The 19,512-nt window shown below is 68.3% G+C and carries 18 protein-coding genes; 12 read left to right on the top strand and 6 right to left on the bottom strand.

Features of this window, described 5'->3' with window-relative positions; all coding sequences use genetic code 11:
• Nucleotides 1-328 precede the first annotated feature (328 nt).
• From KME78_RS28340 to KME78_RS28330, 3 genes are read left to right on the top strand one after another with little or no spacing between them, the layout of a single operon-like run.
• A complete protein-coding gene (locus tag KME78_RS28340) occupies nt 329-1,240 on the top strand; it encodes a carbohydrate ABC transporter permease (protein WP_219532415.1) in 912 nt (303 codons plus the stop codon).
• On the top strand, nt 1,237-2,145 hold the full coding sequence (locus KME78_RS28335) for a carbohydrate ABC transporter permease (protein WP_308127167.1): 909 nt from the start codon (nt 1,237-1,239) through the stop codon (nt 2,143-2,145). Before KME78_RS28340 ends, KME78_RS28335 begins: the two co-directional genes overlap by 4 nt.
• Before the next feature lie 32 nt (nt 2,146-2,177).
• Nucleotides 2,178-3,554, top strand: coding sequence for an ABC transporter substrate-binding protein (locus KME78_RS28330; RefSeq protein ID WP_219532414.1), 1,377 nt, complete (start codon nt 2,178-2,180; stop codon nt 3,552-3,554).
• Nucleotides 3,555-3,922: 368 nt separating this feature from the next.
• On the opposite strand, the gene KME78_RS28325 is transcribed toward KME78_RS28330, so the two are convergent.
• From KME78_RS28325 to KME78_RS28315, 3 genes are all read right to left on the bottom strand, one after another.
• Complete coding sequence (locus KME78_RS28325; protein ID WP_219532413.1) at nt 3,923-4,936, bottom strand: WD40 repeat domain-containing protein; 1,014 nt, start codon at nt 4,934-4,936, stop codon at nt 3,923-3,925.
• Between the two features lie 268 nt (nt 4,937-5,204).
• Nucleotides 5,205-5,420 carry a DUF397 domain-containing protein gene (locus tag KME78_RS28320; protein WP_308127166.1) on the bottom strand — a complete coding sequence of 72 codons (216 nt, stop codon included), beginning with the start codon at nt 5,418-5,420 and terminating at the stop codon, nt 5,205-5,207.
• Nucleotides 5,405-6,244 (bottom strand): helix-turn-helix domain-containing protein, encoded by an 840-nt coding sequence (locus KME78_RS28315; protein ID WP_219532412.1) that lies wholly within the window; start codon nt 6,242-6,244, stop codon nt 5,405-5,407. Before KME78_RS28315 ends, KME78_RS28320 begins: the two co-directional genes overlap by 16 nt.
• Nucleotides 6,245-6,411: 167 nt before the next feature.
• Here KME78_RS28315 and KME78_RS28310 point away from each other — a divergent pair, with 167 nt between their 5' ends.
• Complete coding sequence (locus KME78_RS28310; RefSeq protein WP_308127165.1) at nt 6,412-6,864, top strand: ATP-binding protein; 453 nt, start codon at nt 6,412-6,414, stop codon at nt 6,862-6,864.
• Nucleotides 6,865-6,952: 88 nt separating this feature from the next.
• Here KME78_RS28310 and KME78_RS28305 read toward each other — a convergent pair whose 3' ends face one another.
• Entirely contained in the window at nt 6,953-8,236 is a 1,284-nt protein-coding gene (locus KME78_RS28305; RefSeq protein WP_219532410.1) for an MFS transporter, read from the bottom strand.
• A gap of 155 nt (nt 8,237-8,391) precedes the next feature.
• On the opposite strand from KME78_RS28305, the gene KME78_RS28300 reads away from it, so the two are divergent.
• The 3 genes from KME78_RS28300 (at nt 8,392) to KME78_RS28290 (ending at nt 11,079) form a co-directional block, all read left to right on the top strand.
• Nucleotides 8,392-9,003, top strand: a complete 612-nt coding sequence (locus KME78_RS28300; RefSeq protein ID WP_308127164.1) for an SMI1/KNR4 family protein — start codon at nt 8,392-8,394, stop codon at nt 9,001-9,003.
• Nucleotides 9,004-9,180: 177 nt separating this feature from the next.
• Entirely contained in the window at nt 9,181-10,599 is a 1,419-nt protein-coding gene (locus tag KME78_RS28295; RefSeq protein WP_308127163.1) for a three-helix bundle dimerization domain-containing protein, read from the top strand.
• 45 nt (nt 10,600-10,644) lie between these two features.
• Nucleotides 10,645-11,079, top strand: a complete 435-nt coding sequence (locus KME78_RS28290; protein ID WP_219532408.1) for a hypothetical protein — start codon at nt 10,645-10,647, stop codon at nt 11,077-11,079.
• A 1-nt stretch (nt 11,080) separates the two neighbouring features.
• Here the strand turns inward: KME78_RS28290 and KME78_RS28285 are convergent, their stop codons facing one another.
• Nucleotides 11,081-12,448: an MFS transporter gene (locus KME78_RS28285; protein ID WP_219532407.1), complete on the bottom strand. Its 1,368-nt coding sequence runs from the start codon at nt 12,446-12,448 to the stop codon at nt 11,081-11,083.
• 188 nt (nt 12,449-12,636) lie between these two features.
• A complete protein-coding gene (locus KME78_RS28280; RefSeq protein WP_219532406.1) occupies nt 12,637-13,554 on the bottom strand; it encodes a LysR family transcriptional regulator in 918 nt (305 codons plus the stop codon).
• Between the two features lie 253 nt (nt 13,555-13,807).
• Between KME78_RS28280 and KME78_RS28275 the strand changes: the two genes are divergently transcribed.
• From KME78_RS28275 to KME78_RS28255, 5 genes are read left to right on the top strand one after another with little or no spacing between them, the layout of a single operon-like run.
• A complete protein-coding gene (locus KME78_RS28275; protein WP_219532405.1) occupies nt 13,808-16,228 on the top strand; it encodes a CaiB/BaiF CoA transferase family protein in 2,421 nt (806 codons plus the stop codon).
• A gap of 2 nt (nt 16,229-16,230) precedes the next feature.
• Nucleotides 16,231-17,019: a crotonase/enoyl-CoA hydratase family protein gene (locus KME78_RS28270; protein ID WP_308127162.1), complete on the top strand. Its 789-nt coding sequence runs from the start codon at nt 16,231-16,233 to the stop codon at nt 17,017-17,019.
• Nucleotides 17,016-18,176 carry a thiolase family protein gene (locus KME78_RS28265; protein ID WP_219532404.1) on the top strand — a complete coding sequence of 387 codons (1,161 nt, stop codon included), beginning with the start codon at nt 17,016-17,018 and terminating at the stop codon, nt 18,174-18,176. Before KME78_RS28270 ends, KME78_RS28265 begins: the two co-directional genes overlap by 4 nt.
• A 10-nt stretch (nt 18,177-18,186) precedes the next feature.
• Nucleotides 18,187-18,570, top strand: a complete 384-nt coding sequence (locus KME78_RS28260) for a Zn-ribbon domain-containing OB-fold protein (protein ID WP_219532403.1) — start codon at nt 18,187-18,189, stop codon at nt 18,568-18,570.
• 30 nt (nt 18,571-18,600) lie between these two features.
• Nucleotides 18,601-19,506, top strand: a complete 906-nt coding sequence (locus KME78_RS28255) for a LysR family transcriptional regulator (RefSeq protein ID WP_219532402.1) — start codon at nt 18,601-18,603, stop codon at nt 19,504-19,506.
• The last annotated feature ends 6 nt before the right edge of the window (nt 19,507-19,512 follow it).

Raw genomic sequence — 19,512 nt, 5'->3', positions numbered from 1 at the left:
GGTCGTCCGATCGAGCCCGCTGTCCGTGCAAACTCTCGCATGATGTTTACGTAAACACGGCCCATCCGTCAATGGGTCCCGTCCATGACGACCACAGCGCCTAAACATGGATAAATCAGGCAGTGCTGTTAACTTTGGGTTACCTATTGACACGTCTCGCGGCCCGTTCCAGACTACGGAACGTCCCCATCATGTTTACGTAAACACGCAATCACCCGCACCTCCTGGCCTCGAGCGGAACACGGCAGCGCAGGACGGAGTGCGGCTCCAAGGAGGGTTCAGTGGCAGTCTTCGTGGCAGCGCGAACATCGCGCGGCAGGAGCACGAGATGACCGCGCCTGCCGTACGCGGGGGTCTCCCCCGGCCCTTCCTGCGCCTGCGCGTCGCCGGCTACGCCTTCTTCCTGCCGTTCTTCGTGGTCTTCCTGGTCGCGGTGGTCGCGCCGCTGGCGTACGCGATCTATCTCAGCTTCTTCCAGGACCGCATGATCGGCGGCACGGTCTTCTCCGGCCTGGCCAACTACACCCGGGCCATCGGCGACGCGCTGTTCGGCGCCGGCCTGCTGCGCGTCGCGCTCTTCCTGGTGGTGCAGGTGCCCATCATGCTGCTCCTCGCCCTGGGCTGCGCGCTGGCGATCGACAGCGGCAGGCTGCGCTGGCCGTCGCTGTTCCGCATCACGATCTTCATGCCGTACGCGGTGCCGGCCGTGGTGTCGGCCCTCATGTGGGGTTACATCTACGGCGACCAGTTCGGCCTGGTGGGACAGATCGGCGACGCCTTCGGCGTCGCCCTCCCCAACCTGATGTCGCGCTCCTGGATGCTCAGTTCCATCGGCAACATGGTGACCTGGGAGTTCGTCGGCTACAACATGATCATCCTGTACGCCGCGCTGCGCGCCATACCGGAGGAGCTCTACGAGGCCGCCGAGATGGACGGAGCGGGCGCCATCCGCATCGCCTGGAGCGTCAAGCTGCCCGCGCTGCGCCCCGCGCTGCTCGTGGCGACGATCTTCTCGATCATCGGCAGCTTCCAGCTCTTCAACGAGCCGAACATCCTCCAGAAGCTCGCACCCGCGGTGATCACGACGAGCTACACGCCCAACATGTACGCCTACGGCCTCGCGTTCAACGGCCAGCAGATCAACTACTCGGCGACCGTCGCCGTGGTGCTCGGCCTCGTCACCGTGGTCGTGGCGTACGCGGTGCAGATCCTCACGGCGAGAAGGGAGAACACCCTGTGACGGCCGTTGCCGCCGCGCACCCAAGGGCCGCGCACCGAACCTCCAAGGCGAAGCGCCGGAGGAAGAGCCCCACCCTCACCGTGATCATGCTGGTCATGTTCGGGTACGCGGTGCTGCCGCTGTTCTGGCTGCTGGCCAATGCCAGCAAGAGCGGCGCGGACCTGTTCTCGACCTTCGGACTCTGGTTCGGCGGGGACTTCCACCTGTTCGCCAACATCAGCGAGACCCTGAGCTACAACAACGGCATCTTCGTACGCTGGTTCGGCAACACCGTGCTCTACTCCGTGGTGGGCGCGGGCGGGGCCGCCCTGCTGGCCACCATCGGCGGGTACGCCCTGGCGAAGTACGACTTCCCGGGCCGCAAACTGCTGTTCGCGGTGGTGCTCGGCGGGATCTCCATCCCGGGGACGGCCCTCGCGGTGCCGACGTACCTGCTGTTCAGCCAGATCGGGATCGTCGACACCCCCTGGGCGGTGCTCATCCCGTCGCTGTGCAGCCCGTTCGGTCTCTATCTGATGCGGGTCTACGCGGCCGACGCGGTGCCCGACTCGATCCTGGAGTCGGCCCGCATCGACGGAGCGAGCGAGTTCAAGATCTTCCGCACCATAGCCCTGCGGCTGCTCGCCCCGGGATTCGTCACGGTTCTGCTCTTCGCGCTGGTCGCGACGTGGAACAACTACTTCCTGCCGCTGATCGTGCTGAACACGCCGGACTGGTTCCCGCTCACCGTCGGGCTCAACCAGTGGAACGCCCAGGCCAACAGCGGCACCTCCGGCGCCGGTGACGCCACCTATTCCTTCATCCTGACCGGCAGCCTGCTGTCGATCGTGCCGTTGATCATCGCTTTCCTGGCGCTCCAGCGGTTCTGGCAGTCGGGCCTCGCCACCGGAAGCGTCAAGCAGTAACTCTCCACCCTCCCTGTAAATGAGGAAATGTCATGAGAACACGTCCATCGCGGCGCGGTGTCGTAGCCACCGGGGTCGCCGCCGCCCTGTCATTGGCCCTGGCCGCGTGCGGCGGCGGCACCGGCGGGGGCGCCACCTCCGCCCCGGCCGCCGCCGCCCCGAGCGCGTCGGCGGCCGTCCAGGACGCGCTGAGCAAGCCGGCTGAGCTGACGTTCTGGACGTGGGTCACGGGGATCGAGAAGACCGTCGCCCGCTTCCAGGCGAAATATCCGAACATCAAGGTCAACGTGGTGAACGCGGGTCAGTCCGCCGACCAGTACACCAAGCTGCAGACCGCGATCAAGGCCGGCTCCGGCGCGCCTGACGTGGCACAGATCGAATACTTCGCGCTGCCCCAGTTCGCGCTCGCCAAGCAGGTGGTCAACCTCGCCGACCACGGCGCCGCCTCGCTCAAGGACAAGTTCGCCCCCGCGGCCTGGGGCCAGGTGGCGATCAACGGGGGTGTCTACGGCATCCCGCAGGACACCGGCCCCATGGCGATGTTCTACCGGAAGGACATCTTCGACAAGCTGAAGATCAAGCCGCCGACGACGTGGGCGGAGTTCACCGACGCGGCGAAGAAGATCAAGGCCGACAACCCGGACAACTTCATCACCTCCATCGACCCCGGGGACGCCGGCGGTGTGGACAGCCTGATCTGGCAGGCGGGCGGCGCGCCGTTCAAGACCTCGGGCGAGAGCTCGGTCAGCGTCACGCTCGCCTCCGACCCGGGCGTCAAGCAGTGGGTCGGCACCTGGACCACCCTGCTCGGCGACAAGCTGGTGGACCCGCAGCCCGGCTGGACGGACGAGTGGTGGAAGGGCATGGGCTCCGGCAAGTACGCGACCTGGCTGACCGGCGCCTGGGCCCCGAACGGCATCATCAACTCCATCCCCAAGACGAAGGGCAAGTGGGCGGTCGCCCCGATGCCCCAGTACGACGCGGCCAAGCCGATGAACGCCGAGAACGGCGGCTCCTCGGTGGCGGTCATCCCGCAGAGCAAGAACATCCCGGCCGCCGTCGCCTTCGCCGAGTGGCTCAACTCCGACCCGGAAGCCGTCAAGTCGCTGAACACCGAGGCCGGACTGTTCCCCGCCACGAAGGCGCTGCTCGACGACCCGGCCTTCCGTGACGCACCGCAGGAGTTCTTCGGCGGACAGAAGATCAACCAGGTCCTGGGCGACGCGTCGGCCGCGGTCCGCGCCGACTGGCAGTACCTGCCCTTCCAGGTGTACGCCAACAGCATCTTCAAGGACACCGTGGGCCAGGCCGTCGACGGCGGCGGCGACCTGGCCGCGGCCCTCAAGACCTGGCAGGACCGGATCACCGCCTTCGGCACTGAGCAGGGATTCACGCTGAGCGGCAGCTGACCCTCATGACGACCGGCGGCCCGGCGGAAGACACCTTCTCTTCTAGCGGTCGTCGCAACACCCCAGTTGAGGGGATGCGATGGACTTCGAGATTCGAGGCATGTCGCATCGTCGGCATCAACTCCCGGACCGGATGACGATGGCGTAACGGCCGCAATTCGACCGGCAAGAACGTGGGGGCGCTACCAATCACGTCGGTGGCGCCCCCCGGACGTGCCTGGCCGCTACCTGAACGAGACCAATCGACCTCGCAAAACGCTGGACTGGACGACCTGGTCGATCGGTGCAGAGGCGCCAATCCCAACAGTGGAGGTCGCTCTGAGAAGCGGCTCCGCGCTGGTCAAGTTCCGCAGGATGGCCTCACGTCCTCAGACAGAATCGAGACTCCACATGAGCAGGCGCCCGTCCCGCCCCGCCGTGATCACGGCTGTCCGGCCGTCGAGCTCGGTGAGGCGGACGGCGGATACGTCGCCATTGTGCCCGGCGAGCGGCTCGCCGAGCACGCTGCCGTCCTCCAGGTCCCACACGTAGAGCCGTCCCTCTCCGGTGCCGGTCACCGCAACCGGGCGTCCGTCCACGAGCCCTGCGTCCATGCAGGTGATGAAGTCGTCGAACTCGTCCTCCTCGATCAGCTCGGCGATGTCGTCCGGCCAGGCGAGCGGCTCGCCCCATTCGCCCGTCTCGGGGTCGCCGAGCACGACGTCGTCGCGGCTGGCCGCCACCACACGGGGCCGTCCGCCGACCAGTACGAGCCCGATCCCCTGCAAGCCGCCGACGTAGCGGCCGAACTCGACGAGGCTCCGCCTTTCACGCAGGTCCCACACCACGGCGCTGCCGTCCCAGCTGCCCGACACCAGCACCGGCCGGTCCTTCAGCATCCCCGATGTCAGGGCGCCGAGACCATCGAAATGATGCTCGCACAACTCGGCGTGCAGTTCGCGCCGCTCGACGTCCCACACGCGCACGCGCGGGCTCGTACTGCTGTCGCCGCCGACGAGCATCGGCCGCCCGTCCAGCTCCATGCCCAGCGACTGCCCGAGGCCGGCCTGCGACTCATCCACGAAGACCCGCACCGCACCGCTCTCCAGGTCCCACTGAGCGAACGGCTGATGGTCCGCACCCCCGCCAACCACGATCCGGCCGTCGTGGACCACGGCTCCGATCGCCAGCACCTCGATGCCGTCTATCCCGCTGTCCTCGTGGAAGGGCATGTCCAGCCGGTGCTTGCTCCACCGATCCTCGGACGGGTCCCACAGGAACACGCCGTTGGCGGTGTCGACGCAGACGAGGAACGAACGTCCGTCCAGCCTGACGATGTCGAAGTCCTCGATCGGGCCAGCCGAGGGGATCATGGCGGATCGGATGACAGAGAAGGGTGTCATGACCCGACACCGTAGGGGAAACGGCTCATAAGTGATCCAAAAACGGATCAACTGACGACCCGGGGATGCCGTCACTCGCGGTGGCAGGACGGCGCCGCCGAGAGCGGGATGCGGTCGGCTTCCGGCTATGGGTTTCCGTATCTCCGCAAATCGGGGATACGGAAACCCATTCGGCTCGCTATGCCGGCCACCGCCGGTAAGTGATCACCGGGTTGCGACGGCCCCTCGAATACGCCCACTCTCCCGCCGGGCCGCTTCATGCATGTGTCTAGAGGTCGAACGCTCCGTCTTTCACGCCACCGGTGAACGCCTTCCATTCCGGGTTGGTGAACACCAGGGCAGGCCCGTCAGGGTCCTTGCCGTCTCTCACCGCGATGCGTCCGGCGGAGAGGGGAGCTACTTCCACGCAGTTCCCTTGAGCGTCCGAAAGAGGACTCTTGCGCCATGCCGCGTTCTTGAGTTCCTCGCTCAGTTCCAGATCCACTCTTGCTCCAATCTCTCTCCGATCAGCGCCAGCGAGTCTGCCCGGGACAGGGCATCCGCCCTGATCGTCTGGAACCAAGACTTCAGCTTCTCCACGGGCTCAACCCGGTCCACCATGCGGCCCCCGTCTGGGGTGTCGATGTAGGCCGCCTCGTCTCCATCTCCAGCGGTCCGAGCGATCACGAACCCCGCCACCACGCCACTCGTGGACATGGCACGTAGGGGGACGATCTGAATCACTATATTCGGATTCATCCCCATTACGAGGAGATGTTTAAGTTGCTCTCGGGTGATTTCCTCACTCCCTACCGGGCGTAGCAGTACACACTGATCGAGGACGGCATACAGGTAGGGAGGGTTGTCTCGATGCAAGATGGCTTGTCGCTGCATCCGCGCCTCTACGGCTTCTTTTGCCTGCTCGGCGGTTATCCCTGGCATACCTCGGCAGACGGCTTCCGCGTACTCCCGCGTTTGTAGCAGGCCAGGGATGATCAGCCCTTCATAGGCGCACAGTTCCGTGGCGCGCTTCTCCCTGTCCAGCCACGGCAGGAAGTTCCGAAACGTCACGTTGTTGCGAGACCTACGGGGAAGGTGCTGCACGAGATCACCTTGCGGGAGCCCCAGGATTTCCTCACAAAGGCGCGCCGTTTTTTCGTTCATGTGCCGTTCGGCTCGCTCGATGTTGCCGATCTGCTGACCTGTGAGGGCGAGCCGTGCCCCAAGCTGGGCCAGCGTCAATCCCGCTGCTTTGCGCCTTTCACGCAATTCATATCCATATCGGGCCTCAGGGCTCGTTTCGGGATCTAGCTTCACCTCAATTCCCATGCGCCGCCCCTCCTTTCGTACCACTGCAGTGAAACTCTGTGGGTTCAGAATCTGTGTCACTACAGACTTGTCCGGCCTCTCAGAAAATTACCGGCCCGCTGCCATTCTGGCTAGTGATTCACCACAGCCTTTCTTTACGGTGACACAGACAAAGTTGGTGAAAAGCCATGCCAGCGGCGCTCCAATCTCCAGCCCATTTCCACACCTTCACCATGAACGACGTCGATCCCCGCGCAATCCCCGCAAGGGCACGGGCCACCATCACGTCATGGGTGGGAACAGACCACCCCCGGGCGTTCGACCTGCAAACCCTCGCGACGGAGTTGGTCACCAACGCCATCCGGTACGGCCTGGGGACCATGCCCGCGACGCGTTGGGTGCGTATGAGTCTGGAGCGTGAGGCAAGCTTCCTCCGCCTGGCCGTGATCGATCCCGGCCACGCGAACACCTTCCCCCACCTGCGCGAACCCGTGAACGATCCCCGCCCCGACGATGAGGACGCGGCGATCGAGGGCGGCCGTGGGCTGCACGTCGTACAGAAGATCACCAACGGCTGTTGGGGCCACTACTACAACGTCCAGAACGAGCAGGTCGTCTGGGCGCTGGTCCCCCTTCGCTAGACCTCCCCACGGCCGGTATGACGGTGCCTCTGCCTGCCGTGGGGTGCAAGTCTCCCCAGTTGCCGGTCACTGCCACCTGGATCAGGCCTCAAGTTGACACTCCCTCGCTCGGGCTTTTCGTTCGAGACCGGTTGAGGGCGACGGTCCCTGCGCTGACCGCGAAGAGTGTTGCGGCCAGGAGCATGGTGCCGCCGGTTCCGAAGGTCCCGGCGAGGGCGGCGAGGGCGGCGGCGCAGAGGACTTCGCCGGTGTACTCGGCCTGCGCCAGGAAGGAATGGGTGGTGGCCCGGATGTCGCTGGCGGTGCGACGGTTGACCCAGATGGTGGTGACGGTCCGCACCAGGGGCATGGCTATGCCGTTCATGGTGATCACGGCGGCAACCGCGAGGGCGAGGCTCGACGCCAAGCCGAGGAGGACGAGGCTGACCAGCCCGGTAAGACAGGAGAAGGCCAGGGAGGTGCGGGCGCCGCCATCGGAGTCGAGTCGGCGCTGGGCGGCGATGAGGGCGAGGGCCGCGGTGGCATAAGCGGCCAGGTTGATCGCGGTGAACCAGGCCATGCCGGAGGTGTCTGAGGGGAGCCCGAGGTCGGCGAGGTGTACCGGGTAGATCCGGCCGAACGTGTCGGCCGCGCCGTTCACCAGGACAGTGACGACGACCAGCATGAGGATGGTGCGATCGGTGACCGCCAGGCGTGCGCCTCGGCGGGCGATACCGAGGGCGGCCTTGAGGTGGTCCTTGCGGACGCGGACGAAGTTCTTCTCGGGAAAGGCCGCAGTGAACCATGTCCCCAGCAAGAGCATCAGGACACCCGCGCAGACGATGGCTGTCGGGCGGTCCACGAGGGCCGCGAAGACGCCGAACGCGACGATCCCGGCCCCCGAGCCGATCATCTGCCATCGGGCCTGAGCGGCGATCAAGAGGTGTATGCGGTCGGGCTCGTCAATCTCGTCGGTCGCCCAGGCAACGTCCGATCCGCTGGTGAAGGTCCAGGAGATGCCCCACAGCATCTGGGCCAGCATCAGCGGGACGAAGCTGGGGAACAGGCCGGTGACCGCCATGGCGGTGGCCATCAGGACGTGCGACGCGACGATCGCTTTCTTGCGACCGAGGGTGTCGGCCACAACCCCGGCCGGGACCTCGAAGAGAATGCTCGCCACCCCTTGCGCGGCGGCGATGAGCAGCAGCTGCGCAGGGGACAGGCCCGCATCGACAGCCATATAGAGGCTGGTGACGAGCCACCAGCCGTTGTGCAGCACTGCCCGCAGGAAATTCCAGACCAGGAAGCGGCGGGCGAGGACACGGGGTCCGGGGTGCGGGTGCTCGGGGAGGGCGTCAGGTCCTGCGGGCGTCGGCGGATTCGAACGGCTCATGGCTCCTCGTGTGCAGGTCGGCGGTGACTTCTGGGCACACGAGTACGCGCATGTTCGGCCCGTCCCTCTCACTGGATCGCATACGACTGTTCGTCGAGATCCTGCTGAGGCCGACTGCGTGCTGTCAACGCAATTTGGCGCAGTACGGTGTGCGCGTGGGCGCGGTGACGGAAGCGTGGGCGCGGATCGAGGAGTGGCTGGCGCGGCATGCCCCGGCCAGCACGGCCGTGCTTGCCCCACCCGCTGACCCGGCCGACATCGCCGCCGCCGAGGCCGCGCTGGGGCTCGCCTTCCCGCCTGAGCTCGTCGAGTCGCTGCGCCGCCACGACGGCCTGCGCATCTGGGCGAACATCCTGCCCGAAGGGCCGCCGCTGTCGACCGCCGGAATCGTCGACCACTGGCGCGCGTGCATGGACGTCGCCGCGGACTTCGACGGGCTCACCCCGCACCCGCCGAGCGCCGAGCCGTGGTGGCACGAACGATGGGTACCGTTCGCCGCCCAGGATGGCGATGCGCAAGTGATCGACCTGCGGGCCGGGCCCGGGTATGGGCGGGTCGGGTGTACCTCGCACGACGGCCTCGGCGACTTCGATGGCGCCTGGCCCACGCTCGGCACCTACCTCACCGAGGTGGCCGACGCGCTCGCCGCGGGTAGTCCGGTGCGCTTTTGGTCGCCGTACCTGACGGTCGACGGCGAGCTGTGGTGGAGCACCGAGAATCCGGATGTTGTGCCCGCAGGCGCCAGGCGCTTTGTGAACAAATTCTGACGCAAATACTTTTTATGATAAATGAAAATTATTGACCGGTGAACACGACTACGGCTTTGCGCAGGCGGTTGACCCGGGTTATCTGCCCGGCCTAAATCCCTATAAGGTTGGGCGCGGCGCGCAGACAGGCCCGGCTTTGCCGCGATATCTGACCATTCGTAGGTCGAGGAGATACTGGTGAGTGGCGATACCCACCGCGAAGACCAGGCGATACGCCGGGCGACCGATCGCCTGGTCCAGGTCTTCGCCGGCACCCACTCCGCCGAACACGTCAAGGACGTGATGGCAGCGGTTCATCGCCGCTTCGACGGCTATCCCGTCAGGGACTTCGTCCCCGTCCTGGTCGAACGAATCGTCCGCGGTGAATTGGTGGCAGAGGCGGCGACCGCTGCTGCCGAAGCGCCATCAGAGGCATCCGCGGACGTTCAACCGGAGACCGTGAACCCGGCATCGGACACTCCTGATTCACCAGAAAGTCATTCTCCAGAAAGCAATCGTTCATCGCGAATCCGCAGCAAGGGATTTCTCTCGCTGATCCTGGGTGTCGCGGTCGCCGTGGTCGTCGCCGTCGTGGTGGTCGTGAACATCAGCCAGAAGGAGACGTCACCGCCACCACCTCCGCTCACGACCGTGCGCGGTGTGATCGGCTCCGAGAAGAAAGCATTCTTCGAGGACCCACAAGTGCTGAAGGCCTTCGCCGACAAGGGAGTGAAGGTCGAAGTCGAACCGGCGGGCTCCCGCCAGATCGCCACCTCGGTCGACCTCGGACGCTACGACTTCGCCTTCCCGTCGAGCGCACCGGCGGGCGAGCTGATCCAGCGCAAGCGTCATGTCAGCGCGAAATACACGCCGTTCTCCTCGCCGATGGCGATCGCGACGTTCAAGCCGATCGCGGACCTGCTGACCAAGGCGGGCGTCGTGAAACAGGGCGCCGTCCTGACCTTCAACGTCGACCGCTACCTCGAACTGCTCACCACGGACGTCAAGTGGGCCCAGCTCACGGGCAACACCGTCTATCCCGTCGACAAGAACATCCTGGTCTCCACGACGGACCCGCGCACGTCGAACTCCGCGGCCATGTACCTGGCGATCACCAGCTATGTCGCGAACGGCGACGCGATCGTGCACGGCGCCACCGCCGAGAAGAACGTGCTGCCCCTGCTGACGAAACTCTTCACCAGCCAGGGCTACACCGACAACACCTCCGAGGGCCCGTTCGACGAATATCTCACGGTGGGCATGGGCCCGACCCCGATGGTCTGGATCTACGAGGCGCAGTTCGTGGACGCCGCCGCCCGAGGGCAGATCAAGCCGGAGATGGTGCTGATGTACCCGTCACCGACCGTGCTGTCCAAGCACACCCTGGTGCCTCTCAACACGGCCGGTGACCGCGTCGGCCGCCTGCTGAGCACCGACCCGGAGCTGCAGCGGCTCGCCGCCGAGCACGGGTTCCGCTCGGGCGACGCCACCCAGTTCGCCAAGGTCGCCGCGGACCACCAGGTGCCCGTCGCGAAAGACCTCATCGACGTGGTCGACATCCCGTCCTATGACACGCTTGAGCACCTGCTCAAGGGGGTCGGCAAAGCGTACGGCTAGCCGGAAGCCACACACCTAAAGTAATGCTGTGATTACGCTTAGCCCATGAGCAGCTACGTCCGAACCATTCGGCAATGGATGCGCCCGCAACCGTCCGCAACTTGGACGGAACTACCGCTTGCGGGCGCACCGCTCTCGGAGATCGTCCTTTTCGGCAACGGAAAGGATGCCGACGTCATGGTCGAGCTTCTCGACGGGCGGCAGTTCGTCTTCGGGTTGAGCGGCGCTCTTCGGGTACACGGCTGCCTCGGACTGGAAAGCGAGGTGACCAGCTGGGACGACCGTTCGCTGATCATCCGATATTTCGGGCAAAATCTGAAGGTGGCGACCGTACGGCTTGGGGTCCCGGTCTGGGCAGGCGCGGAGGAGGAGTTTTCGGCCGACATCCGCGAATGGCTGGCCACGGACGGTGCCAATGACCTGCTTTGGGGGCTGGCAATGGAGATCGAGGTCGCGCGGACATCCCAACCCGCTATTTAAGTCAGGCGGCGATATCGGTCAGGGAGCGGTCGCGGGTTCGGACGCCGAGGCGGATGATGGCGGCGGCGATCACGAGCAGGCCGACCATCACGAAGGACGCCGGTCGCGCGCCGAAGCTCGTGAGGATCGGGAGCACCACGAACGGCGTGACGGCGCCGCCCAAGTGCCCGACGCCGTCGGCGATGGCCGAGGCGGTGCCGCGGGCGCGGGTGGGGAAGACCTCGGCGGTGTAGGTGTAGGCCGGGGTGGCCATGAAGGCGATGCCGAACGAGCTGAACAGGGCCCCGGCGGTGGCGACCCCCTCGCCGAGGTCCAAGGTGATGAGCAGCAGGGACGCGGCGAACACCAGGGTGCCGATGACGACCATGGTGCGGCGTTCCATCCGCTCCACCAGCAGTACGGCCGCGATGACGGAGATCAGCGGCATGACCCGGCCCAGCACGGTGACCAGGATCGCCTTGGAGGTCGAGATGCCGATGCCTTCGAGAATGAGCGGCAGGTAGCTGGCGTAGCCGTACATGGCCACGTAGAAGATGAACCAGAAGCCCAGCACGATGAGCATGCGAGCCAGGTACGGGGCCTTGAACAGGGCCCGGGCGGACACCTCCCCCTCGGCGGAGGCACTCTCCTCAACAAGGAGAGTGCCTCCGGGCGGCAGGCCCACGCGGGACTCCATCTCACGGACGATGCCGTCGGCCTCCTCCGCCCGGCCCATCGCGACCAGCCAGCGCGGCGACTCCACCAGGGCGTTCTTGTTGACCAGCGGCAGCACCAGCAGCACCAGGCCGCCGAAGCCCAGCAGGAAGCGCCAGCCGGTGGCGGAGGCCGCCAGCACCGGCAGCGAGGCGAACCCGATGAGCAGGAGCAGCACGGTGCCGACCATGTACAGGCGCGACAGGTAACCGCCGCGCTGGTTCTTCGGGGCCAGTTCCCCGATGTAGGCCGAGCAGAGCGCGAGCACGGCGCCCATCCCGCAGCCGGTCAGGAACCGGAAGAACGTCAGCGACCACACGTCCCACGAGAACGCCGTCAGGAACCCGCCGACGCCGAGCGCGGCGATGGTCAGCGTCAGGCCCTTCTGCCGGCCGTACCGGTCGGCGACGCGCCCGAACAGGTAGGCGCCGATGCAGTAGCCGACGAGATTCCAGGTGACCGGGTACCCCAGCGCGGCCCCGGTCAGCCCGAACTCGTCGCGCATGGCCGGCAGGGTGATCGCGAGGACGGAGATGTCGTAGTTGGCGAAGAAGAAGCAGAGCATGAGGGCGAGCCAGGCCGCCCGGTTGAGCCCGACCTTGGGCATCGCGTCGATGCGGGCGTCCACGGCGCGTGCCGACACCGGCGCGGGCGAATCGAGGGGCATCTGAGACATCGCGGCCTCCTGAAATGGGACGAATGGAGCGTGGGCTGGAGGCGCTCTCTAGCGGCGGGGCTTGTGGCGGGGCTCACATAGAGGCGGTGCGACGAACGGTAGGCAGGTCACGACGGCGGTGACCATCGCGGTTTGGCGCACGTGCACATGCGCCAAAACGCAACGTGCCGAGAGAAAAGGGCCGCGGGCTACAGGGTCAGGGCCTGTCCGGCCCACTCTTCGCGCATGGCCGCGACGAGGTCGCTCACCAAGGGGTCCCGCTCCTCCCGGGAGCGCCGCCACGCCACGCCGAGCAGGAACTCCAGGTCCTCGCGGAGCGGGATCACCGCGAAGGCCGGGTCGTCGAAGACGCTGGCGCTGCCGCCATTACGCGGATCGATCGTCAGGGTGAGACCGTGGCTGCGGCGGACGTGGCTGGCCAGCATGACCGAGTCGTTGTCCGGCATCTGGTGGAACGAGGTGATGCCGGCGTCCCGCAGCCGCTGGTGCAGCCGGTCCACCGCCAGCGGCTGAGGCGTGAGCGGCCCGATGGTCATGGTCCGGTGCGCGACGTCCTTCAACGTCAGCTCCGGAGCACCGGCCAGCGGGTCATCGGCCAGTACCGCCACCGAGAACGTGTACCGGGCGACCACCAGGCTGTCGAGCTCGAGCCGGTCGAGCGGGAGGTGCACCAGGACCGCCTCCAGTTCGCCCCGCTCCAGGGCGGGCAGCAGCTCGGCGGACCGCGCCATCGTCACGTCCACGGGGTGCGCGGGGAACCGCTGCTCGGCCACCGCCACGAACCGGTCCATCACCGCGGGCGGGCACAGGTGCGTGCCGCCCACGCGCACCACGCGGCTCTCCAGGGCCGACGCCTGGTGTACGGCCTCCTTCAGGCCGTCCACCTGCTCCAGGATGCCGCGTACCCGCTCGACCAGGACGGTGCCACCGGGGGTCAGCTCGACCTGGTGGTAGCTGCGGACGAACAGCTCGGCCCCCAGCTCCCGCTCCAGGTCCTTCACGGCGCGGCTGACCGGCGACGGCGTCAGGTGCAGCCGCTCCGCGGCACGACCGAAATGCAGTTCCTCGGCGACGGCGAGGAAGCACCGCAGCTGCTGTACGTCCATGAGCGGGAGTCTGTGACGGACCGTCATCGCACGTCAACCCGCACATCCCGGTAATCCGGCGGAAACGCACGTTGCCGATCGGGACGCGTGCCACGTTGCCGTTTCGGACGTTTTCAGACAGGAATCGCCGTGGCATTCTCCGTCATAGGACACCTGGCCGTAACAAATCCGGCACACAGGCCTGAGCCGCCGATCCGGATCGCCTCCGAGGTCCGTGACAGACCACTCTCTTCACACACAGGGGTGATTCACCATGCCCGCGATCAGGGGCCTTCCCCTCGCCGGCCTCCGGGTCATCGACCTGGCGGACGGCAAGGCCGAGATGTGCGGCCGGTACCTCGCCGACCTCGGAGCCGACGTCATCCGCGTCGAGCCTCCCGGCGGCGCGCCCACCCGCCGGCGCGAACCGCTCCACGACGGCGTGAGCCTCTACTTCGCCACGCACAACGCCAACAAGCGCGGCATCACCCTGGACCTGAACGACCCCGCCGGCCGTTACGGGCTGCTCGACCTGGCGGCGGGGGCGGACTTTCTCATCGAGACCGAACGGCCCGGCACCCTCGACCGGCTCGGTCTGGGCGTGGACACGCTGCTCGCCCGCAATCCGGCGCTGGTCGTCGTCTCGATCACCGACTTCGGGCAGACGGGCCCGTACCGGGACTGGACCGGCACCGACTGGACGCACCTGGCGCTCGGCGGGGTGCTGTCGCGGTCGGGCATCCCGGGCCGGCGGCCGGTCATGCCGCCGGGGCCGCTGGCCTACGAGTCGGCGGCGATCCAGGCCGCGTGGGCGGCCCTGCTGGCGTACCTGAACCGGCTGGAGACCGGGCGCGGCGATCACGTCGACTGCTCGGTGTACGAGATGACCGCCCAGGCGCTGGACCCCGGCTTCGGCATCGGCGGCTCGGCCACCGGCGGCGTCCCGGCGACCAAGCTGCCCCGCGGCCGCCCGAATGCGGGCAACCTCTACCCGATCTTCCCCTGCGCGGATGGGTATGTGCGAATCTGCGTGCTGGCCAGGCGGCAGTGGCGCGGGATGTTCGGCTGGCTCGGCGAGCCCGAGGAGTTCGCCGATCCCAAGTACGACTCGATCGCCGCCCGGTTCGGCGCCACCGAGCGGCTGCACGCGCTGATCGGGGCGCTGTTCAGGGACAAGACCAAGGACGAGCTGGTGGCGCGGGGCCAGGAGCTGGGCGTGCCGATCGCGGCGCTGCTCGATCCGGGCGAGGTGCTGGCCGGCCCGCACTTCCTGGCCCGGGGCGGGCTGCTCGACGCCGAGATCGCCCCCGGGCTGACCGGGCGGGTGCCGTCCGGGTACGTCGAGGTGAACGGGGTACGCGCGGGATTCCGGCACCGGGCTCCCGAGGTGGGCGAGCACGACGACGAGGTGTCCGCCGAGCCACTCCGCACGACGATCACCAAGCCCACCGAGCCCGCGGGCCCGCGACGGCCGCTCGACGGGATCCGCGTGCTCGACCTCGGTGTGATCGTGGTCGGGGCCGAGCTGGGACGGCTGCTCGCCGACCAGGGCGCCGATGTGATCAAGATCGAGAGCCTGGCGTACCCCGACGGCAGCCGCCAGTCGGTGACCCCGGGCGAGACCATGAGCGTCGGCTTCGCCTGGGGTCACCGCAACAAGCTCAGCGCCGGTATCAACCTCCGCTCCCCGGAGGGTCTGGAGCTCTTCAAGCGGTTCGCCAAGGAGTCGGACGTCATCCTGTCCAACTTCAAGCCCGGCACGCTGGAGTCCCTGGGTCTCGGCTACGACGTCATCAGCGAGCTGAACCCGCGCATCATCATGGCCGACAGCAGCGCCCTGGGCTCTACCGGGCCGTGGAGCAGGCGGATGGGGTACGGCCCGCTCGTCCGCGCCGCCACCGGGGTCACCGGGCTCTGGCGCGACACCGGCGTCGAGGCCGGGTTCTGCGACGCCATCACGATCTTCCCCGACCACGTCGCCGCCCGCGTCGGCGCGGTCGCCGTGGCCGCCGCGCTGATCGAACGCCGGCGTACCGGGAAGGGCGGCACGATCAGCGTCTCCCAGGCCGAGACCATCCTCACCCAGCTGTCCACGGGCTTCCTGCGCGAGTCGCTGGAGCCCGGCTCGTTCACCGCCCACGGCAACAGCGGCGAGTGGGACGCGCCCCAGGGCGTCTACCCGTGCGCGGGCGACGACGAGTGGTGCGTGGTGAGCGTCGAGGACGACGAGCAGTGGCGTGGCCTGTGCGCCGTCATCGACCGTCCCGACCTGCGCGCCGACGCCCGGCTGGGCGACGCGGCAGGTCGGCGCGCGCACCGCGACCTCGTGGACGCGGCCGTGACCGCGTGGACGACCGGCACCCCGCCGCGTGAGGCCATGGAACGGCTGCAGGCGACCGGCGTGCCCGCCGGGATGATGCGGCGCGTCACCGAGTACCTCGACGATCCCCAGCTCACGGCCCGTGGCTTCCTGCGCGAGACCCATCACCCGACCATCGGCCACGCGCTGCGCACCGAGAACGCCCCAGCCACGTTCCGGGGGGTCGCCGACCCCGAGCTGCGGCCGGCGCCGCTGGCCGGGGAGCAGACCCGGATGCTGGCCGCCAAGCTGCTCGGCCTGGCCGAGTCCGAGATACAGGCGCTCATCGAGGCGGGCGTGCTGGAGGAACCAACCGTGCAGAACGAGAGGAACTGACCGTGGGTGAGCCCGCCGCGCTCGTCGAGCGCCGCGACCACATCATGCTGATCACCTTGAACCGTCCCGAGGTACGCAACGCCGTCAACGCCGCCCTGACCCGTGCCGTCGGCGAGGCCCTGGACGAGGCCGACGCCGACGCCTCGGTCCGCGCCGTGGTGCTGACCGGAGCCGGGGACAAGGCGTTCTGCGCCGGTGCCGACCTCAAAGAGGTGGCCCGCGGCGAGTTCTCCACCGAGGGGTTCAAGCCGCACTGGGGCTTCGCCGGATGCGTCACGCACCCCATCGCCAAGCCGGTCATCGCCGCCGTCAACGGGTTCGCGCTCGGCGGCGGCACCGAGATCGCCCTGTGGGCCGACCTGGTGGTGGCCTCTGAGACAGCCGCGTTCGGGCTGCCCGAGGTCAAGCGCGGCATCATCGCGGGCGCGGGCGGCGCGTTCCGGCTGGCCGCGCAGCTGCCCACCAAGGCCGCCCTGGAGATCCTGCTGACCGGTGAGCCCGTGAGCGCCGCCGACGCCCTGCGGCTCGGCCTGATCAACCGGGTGGTAGCGCCGGACCAGGTCGTACCGGCCGCGCTGGCCCTGGCCGAGACGATCAGCGCGAACGCGCCGCTGTCCGTACAGGCCAGCAAGCGGATCGCACGGGGCATCTCCGACGGCACGATCCCGTCGGAGCGGGCCGCCTGGGAGCGGACCGCCGCCGAGGGCGCCGCGATCATGCGGTCGGCGGACGCGAAGGAGGGGCCGCGCGCCTTCGCCGAGAAGCGCGCCCCGGTCTGGGAGGGCCGATGAACCGCGCGCCCGTCATCGCCGGGCTCGGCATCACCGAGATGGGCAAGGTCTACGGCCGCGGCGCACCCGAGTTCGCCGCCGACGCCGTACGCCGCGCCGCCACCGACGCCGGGCTGGACCCGCACGACGTGGACGGGCTGCTGACCAACACCGGCATCACCGGCGACGTCGGCCTGTCCCTCCAGCGCGACCTCGGGCTGCGCCACCTGCGCCTGCTGTCGGAGGTGCAGGCGTACGGCTCGTCGGCCGGGGCCATGGTGCAGTACGCCGCCATGGCCGTCTCCTCCGGCATGGCCGACGTCGTGGCCTGCGTGTTCGCCGACGCTCCGCTGAAGGACCGCTCGATGGGCGGCGGCGCCGCCTACGCCGGCGCCCGGGCCCTGACCGGCTGGCAGGGCATGGCCGCGGCCTCCGGCATCTACAGCGCCAACAGCATGTACGCGCTGGCCGCCCGCCGGCACATGGCGACGTACGGCACCACCAGCGAACAACTGGGACACATCGCCGTCGCGCAACGTGCCTGGGCGGCCCGGAACCCGCTGGCCCAGATGCGCACCCCGATCACCCTTGAGGACCATCAGAGCTCCCGGTGGATCGCCGAGCCCTTCCACCTGCTCGACTGCTGCCTGGTCAGCAACGGTGGCGTCGCGGTGATCGTCACCTCCGCCGACCGGGCCGCCGACCTCGCCCAGCCCGCCGTGCACATCCGCGGCTGGGGGCAGGCGCACCCCGGGTACGTCATGGGTAAGGACAGCGAGTTCGGGCTGGTCAGCGGTGCCGCCCTGTCGGGTCCCACGGCGCTGAAGAAGGCCGGGATCACCATCGCCGACATCGACGTCGCCGAGCTGTACGACTGCTACACCTACACCGCGCTCATCTCCCTGGAGGATTACGGTTTCTGCGCCAAGGGCGAGGGCGGCCCCTTCGTCGCCAGTGGGGTGCTCGGGCCGGAGGGCAGCCTCGCGGTCAACACCGGTGGCGGGCAGCTCTCCTCGTACTACATGTGGGGGATGACCCCGCTGTCGGAGGCCGTCATCCAGGCCCGTGGCCAGGGCGGCGACCGGCAGGCCCCGCGCAACGACATGGTGCTGGTCAGCGGCAACGGCGGCGTCCTCGACCATCACTCCACCCTCATCCTCAGCCCGCACGCGCGATAGGAGCATGCCGATGCCCGTGGGAACCGTTCACCGCGACGCGGCCACCGCCGAGTTCTTCGACGGCACCGCGCGCGGCGAACTGCTGATCAGGCGCTGCGCGGAGTGCGGCGGCCCCGCCGCGCCGCAGGCCCGCACCTGCCCGCACTGCGGCTCGCCCGTCCTGTCCTGGACGCCCGCCGCGGGGACCGGCCAGGTCGTGAGCTGGTCCGTGGTGCATGCCAAGGGCGCCCCGCCCACCGTGGTCGCGATCGTCGAGCTGGACGAGGAGCCGTGGATGCAGGTCCAGATCAACGGCGTCGCGCCCGAGGAGGTGCACGGTGGGATGCGGGTGCGCGTCGCCTTCGAGCGGCCCGAGGGGGGTGAGGCGATCCCCGTGTTCCGGCCCGCGAACTGATCTGCGGAGGCCGCCGCTACCCTGAGCTGGATGGACATCCAGCAGCTCCGCTACTTCGTGGCCGTGGCCGAGGAGCTCCACTTCGGGCATGCCGCCGAACGGCTGCACGTGACGTCCTCCCCGCTCAGCCGCCGCATCCGGGAGCTGGAGAAGGAGCTCGGCAAGGACCTGTTCGACCGCGGTTACCACCAGGTCGAGCTGACCGCCTTCGGCCGGGCGTTCCTGGAGCCCGCCCGCGACGTGCTGGCCCGCTTCGACGCGCTGGCGGACCTCGCGGCCGGGCCCGCCGCCGACGCTTCCGAAGCCGTGCGTGTGGGGGCCACGCCGCTCGCCCCCACCCAGGTCCTGGACCTGGTGCTGGAGACGTTCGAGCAGGTGAGCCCCGGGATCGAGCTGCCGGTGAGCCTGGAGCCGTCGGCCGGGCTGCTCGCCCTGCTGGCGACGCACAAGCTGGACATCGCCGTCGTCCACCTGCCTGTGGAGGCTCCCGGCCTCGACAGTCTCGCCTTGGCCGAATACCGCTTCGCCATCGCGATGCGCGCCGACGACCCGCTCGCGGGCCATGCCCGGCTCACGCTCAGTGACCTGGCTGATCGGCAGTTGCTGCTCACCTCGTTCAAGGTGCACCCGACGGTGATGAAGGGGCTGCGTGATCACCTGCGCGAGGGCGGGGTCACCCGGATCCGGGAGCTGCCGCACAGCGACGTCGTACAGATCGCGGCGCACGTCACCCACTCGCGCGCCCTGTCCCTGACCACGCCCAGCACGATCGGGGGCCGCGTCCTCACCGAGGCCGGGCTGGTCCTCGTGCCGCTGGACGACCCTGACCTGCACTTCCGGCTCGGCATCGTCTGGCCGGCGAGCGCGGCGGCTCGCGGCGGGCCGCTGGCGAGCGTCATCGCGGTCCTGCGCGAACGTCCGCTTGCCTTCCTCTGATCATCT

Origin of the sequence: Nonomuraea guangzhouensis (genome assembly GCF_019396345.1) — a bacterium.
In the GTDB taxonomy this organism is placed as follows: Bacteria; Actinomycetota; Actinomycetes; order Streptosporangiales; family Streptosporangiaceae; genus Nonomuraea; species Nonomuraea guangzhouensis.
This window is presented reverse-complemented; position numbering and strand designations above follow the sequence as displayed.